Below are 4,395 nucleotides of genomic sequence, written 5' to 3' on the forward strand. Positions count from 1 at the left end.
TCCGCCACGCCGGCCATGATGCGCGGGATCTCCGCGCGGGCCCACTCGACCTCCTCGTCGGGCACCTCGAACACCAGTTCGTCGTGCACCTGCATGATCATCTTCGTGCGGCGCTGCTCGCGCTCGAGCCGCTTCTGCACCTCGATCATCGACATCTTGATCAGGTCGGCCGCCGTGCCCTGCATCGGCGCGTTGATCGCCTGGCGCTCGGCGCTGCCGCGCCGCGGGCCGTTCGGTGAATTGATCTCCGGCAGGTACAGGCGCCGGCCGAACACCGTCTCGACGTAGCCGCGGCTCTTGGCCGACAGCCGCGTCTCGTCCATGTACTGCTTCACGCCCGGGTAGCGCTGGAAATAACGCTCGATGTAGTTCTTCGCCGCCGCCGTCTCGATGCCGAGGTTGCGCGCCAGGCCGAAGGCGCTCATGCCGTAGATCAGGCCGAAGTTGATCACCTTCGCATAGCGGCGCTGCTCGCTCGAGACCTGCTCGGGCGGCACGCCGAACACCTCCGACGCGGTGGCGCGGTGCACGTCGAGCGCCTCGCGGAAGGCGCGCAGCAGCGCCTCGTCCTCGCTGATGTGCGCCATGATGCGCAGCTCGATCTGGCTGTAGTCGGCGCTCGCGATCCGGTGCCCCGGCGGCGCGACGAAGGCCTCGCGGATGCGCCGCCCTTCGGCCGTGCGGATCGGGATGTTCTGCAGGTTCGGATCGTTGCTGGAAAGCCGCCCCGTCACCGCCACCGCCTGCGCGTAGTGCGTGTGCACGCGGCCCGTGCGCGGGTGCACCATCTGCGGCAGCGTGTCGGTGTAGGTGCCCTTGAGCTTCGACAGGCTGCGGTGCTCGAGGATGCGCGCCGGCAGCGGATAGTCCTCCGCCAGCTTCTCCAGCACCTCTTCGTCCGTGCTCGGGGCGCCGCTGGCGGTCTTCTTCACCACCGGCAGGCCCTGCTTGGCGAACAGGATCTCGCCGATCTGCTTGGGGCTGCCGAGGTTGAAGGGCTGGCCCGCCAGCTCGTGTGCCTCGCGCTCCAGCTCCATCATGCGCTGGCCCAGCTCGGTGCTCTGCTGCGCAAGCGCCTGCGCATCGATCAGCACGCCGTTGCGCTCCACCCGGTACAGCACCTCGCTGCACTGCATCTCCAGCTCGTAGACGAAGCGCAGCTTCGACTGCTGCTCCAGCCGCGGCCACAGCACGCGGTGCACGTCGATGGTCTGGTCCGAGTCCTCGCAGGAGTATTCGGCCGCCTTGTCGATCGGCACCTGGTTGAAGGTGATCTGGTGCGCGCCCTTGCCGGCGATGGTCTCGTAGTCGATGCCGGTGCGCCCCAGGTGGCGCTCGGCCAGGCTGGCCAGGCTGTGCGGCTTGTGCACTTCCAGCACGTAGCTTTGCAGCATGGTGTCGTGCACGTAGCCCTGCACCTCGATGCCGTGGTTGGCGAACGCGTGGCGGTCGAACTTCACGTGCTGGCCGAGCTTGTGCTTCCCGGCGTTCTCCAGCCAGGGCTTCAGGCGCTGCAGCACCTCGTCGCGCGGCAGCTGGTCGGGCGCGCCCTGGTAGTCGTGCGCCAGCGGGATGTAGCAGGCCAGGCCCGGTTCGGTGCTGAACGACAGGCCCACGATGTTGGCCCGCATCTCGTCGAGCGAATCGGTCTCCGTGTCCAGCGCCACCAGCGCGGCCGCCTCGATGCGCTCCAGCCAGGGCGCCAACTGCTCCCAGGTGAAGATCGTGTCGTAGTGCAGCGTGGTCGCCTGCGACAGGCCGGAGAGGTCCGGCTCGGCGAACAGCCCCGGCGGCGGACGCTCGCCCGGGCCGACGCGCTTCTTCAAGCGGTGCTCCTCGATCAGCTCCGGCGGCACGTCGTGCGTCTCGAGCTGGCGCGCCAGGCCCTTGAAGCCGTAGCGCTCGTAGAAGGCCTTGAGCTGCTCCACGTCCTGGCCGCCGATCGCGATGTCGGCCAGCTCCGGGATACCGGGGATGTGCTCCTTCAGGTCGCAATCGGTGCGGATGGTCAGCAGCTGCCGGCCCTTGGGCAGCCATTCGAGGGCGCGGCGCAGGTTCTCGCCGACGGCGCCCTTCACCTTGTCGGCGTTGGCGATCAGGTTGTCGAGCGAGCCCCACTCCTGCAGCAGCTTCACGGCCGTCTTCGGCCCCACCTTGTCGACGCCCGGCACGTTGTCGACCGCGTCGCCCACCAGCGCCTGGTAGTCCACCATCAGGCGCGGCGGGATGCCGAATTCCGCCTCCACGCCGCGGATGTCGCGCTTCTTGTCGTTCATCGTGTCGATCACGGTGACGTGCTCGTTCACGAGCTGCGACAGGTCCTTGTCGCCGCTGGAGATGATGGTTTCCACCCCGGCGCGGGTGGCCAGGCAGGCCAGCGTGCCGATCACGTCGTCGGCCTCGACGCCGGGCACGTTGAGCACCTTCCATCCGAGCAGCCGCACCACCTCGTGGATCGGGTCGATCTGGGTGCGCAGGTCCGGCGGCATGGGCGAGCGCGTCGCCTTGTACTCGGGGTAGATCTCGTCGCGGAAGGTGGCGCCGGGGGCGTCGAACACGCAGGCCGCGTAGTCCGCCCGCACGTCGCGGCGCAGCTTCTGCAGCATGTTGATCATGCCGCGGATGGCGCCCGTGGCCGGGCTCGCCGGGTCGCCGGGCACCGCCCGCAGGTCGGGCATGGCGTGGAAGGCGCGGTACAGGTAGCTGGAGCCGTCGACCAGCAGCAGCACCTTGGGTTCGGGTTGGGGGACTTCGTCCGTCTCGCTCATAGGACCGGGATTGTGCCCGCCCGCCCCATACAATGCCGGCATGCGCGCGAGTTTCCTCCTGCTAGCCCTGCTGCCCGCCTGCGTCCTCGCGCAGGCGACGATCGAGCGCGACACCGCGGTCGATCCGCGCAAGAACCAGAAGATCGAGCGCATCACCATCGAGGACAAGGGCAACCGCATCGAGGAACTGCGGGTGGGCGGCCAGACGCAGAACGTCACCGTGCAGCCCAAGGCCAACGTGCCGCCCTACGAGATGCAGCCGGACGACATGGGACGCAGCCGCCCCTCCGCCAGCCGCGAGGGCTTCTCCGGGCGCAAGCAGCGCGTCTGGAACGTGCTGGACTTCTAGCATGGCAGTCTTCACCGAAGTCTCGGAAGCCGAGGCCAGCGCGCTCCTGCGCGAGCTGAAGCTGGGCGAACTGCGCGAGCTGCGCGGCATCCAGAGCGGCATCGAGAACACCAACTACTTCGTCACCGCCGAAGACATGTTCGGCGCCCGCGAGTACGTGCTGACGCTGTTCGAGCGCCTCACGTTCGAGCAGCTGCCGTTCTACCTGCACCTGATGAAGCACCTGGCGCAGCACGGCATCCCGGTGCCCGATCCGCAGGCGGACCGCGGCGGCGACATCCTGCTCACGGTGTGCGGCAAGCCGGCGGCGCTGGTCAACAAGCTGGAAGGCCGGCACGAGCTCGCCCCCGGCCCGGACCACTGCGCCCAGGTGGGCGCGATGCTGGCGCGCATGCACCTGGCCGGGCGCGACTACAACCGCCACCAGCCCAACCTGCGCGGCCTCGCGTGGTGGAACGAGACTGTCCCCGTGGTGCTGCCCTTCCTCGACGCGGCCCAGGCCGCCCTGATCCGCGGCGAGCTCGCCTACCAGAACCACGTCGCCGCCAGCGCCGCCTACGCCGCCCTGCCCCGCGGCCCGGTGCATGCCGACCTGTTCCGCGACAACGTGATGTTCGACGAAGGCCGGCTCACCGGCTTCTTCGACTTCTACTTCGCCGGCGTCGACAGCTGGCTGTTCGACGTGGCCGTGTGCCTCAACGACTGGGCGATCGACCTGCCCACCGGCCGCCACGATGCCTCGCGCGCCGCCGCCTTCGTGGAGGCCTATGCGCAGGTGCGGCCGCTGTCGGCGGCCGAGCGCCAGCTGCTGCCCGCCATGCTGCGCGCCGGGGCCTTGCGCTTCTGGATCTCGCGCCTGTGGGATTTCCACCTGCCGCGCGAGGCCTCGCTGCTCCAGCCGCACGACCCCGGCCACTTCGAACGGGTGCTGCGCGAACGCATCGCCCATCCCGTGACCGCCGCCTCGCTCTGAGCCGTGAAACTGAACATCGTCCCCGCGCGCACCGGAGTCCTGTGGGTGAAGCTCGGGATGCGCACCTTCCTGAAGCAGCCGCTGGCGCTCACCGGCCTGTTCTTCATGTACATGGCCGTCGTGCTGGTGCTCTCGCAGCTGCCGCTGGTGGGCTCGCTGCTGGGCGCCATGCTGGTGCCGGCCGCCACCCTGGGGCTGATGGCCGCCACGGCCGAAGCCGAAAGCGGCCGCTTCCCCATGCCCACGGTGCTGGTGAGCGCTTTCCGCGCCGGCCGCCAGCGCGACCGCGCCATGCTGCTGCTGGG

3 protein-coding genes and 1 pseudogene are annotated in these 4,395 nt (G+C 69.4%); 3 read left to right on the top strand and 1 reads right to left on the bottom strand.

Annotated features, from left to right (window positions below):
* A partial coding sequence (gene polA, locus VFM98_RS06620) for a DNA polymerase I (RefSeq protein ID WP_325109116.1) occupies positions 1-2,768 on the bottom strand: 2,768 nt, incomplete at its 3' end.
* A gap of 40 nt (positions 2,769-2,808) precedes the next feature.
* On the opposite strand from polA, the gene VFM98_RS06625 reads away from it, so the two are divergent.
* From VFM98_RS06625 to VFM98_RS06635, 3 genes and pseudogenes are all read left to right on the top strand, one after another.
* Positions 2,809-3,117: a hypothetical protein gene (locus VFM98_RS06625; RefSeq protein WP_325109117.1), complete on the top strand. Its 309-nt coding sequence runs from the start codon at positions 2,809-2,811 to the stop codon at positions 3,115-3,117.
* A gap of 1 nt (position 3,118) precedes the next feature.
* Positions 3,119-4,090 (top strand): homoserine kinase, encoded by a 972-nt coding sequence (locus VFM98_RS06630; protein WP_325109118.1) that lies wholly within the window; start codon positions 3,119-3,121, stop codon positions 4,088-4,090.
* Positions 4,091-4,093: 3 nt separating this feature from the next.
* Positions 4,094-4,395: pseudogene (locus VFM98_RS06635) on the top strand (hypothetical protein); the annotation flags it as partial.

Source organism: Ramlibacter sp. (assembly GCF_035706265.1).
Taxonomy (GTDB): Bacteria; Pseudomonadota; Gammaproteobacteria; order Burkholderiales; family Burkholderiaceae_C; genus Ramlibacter.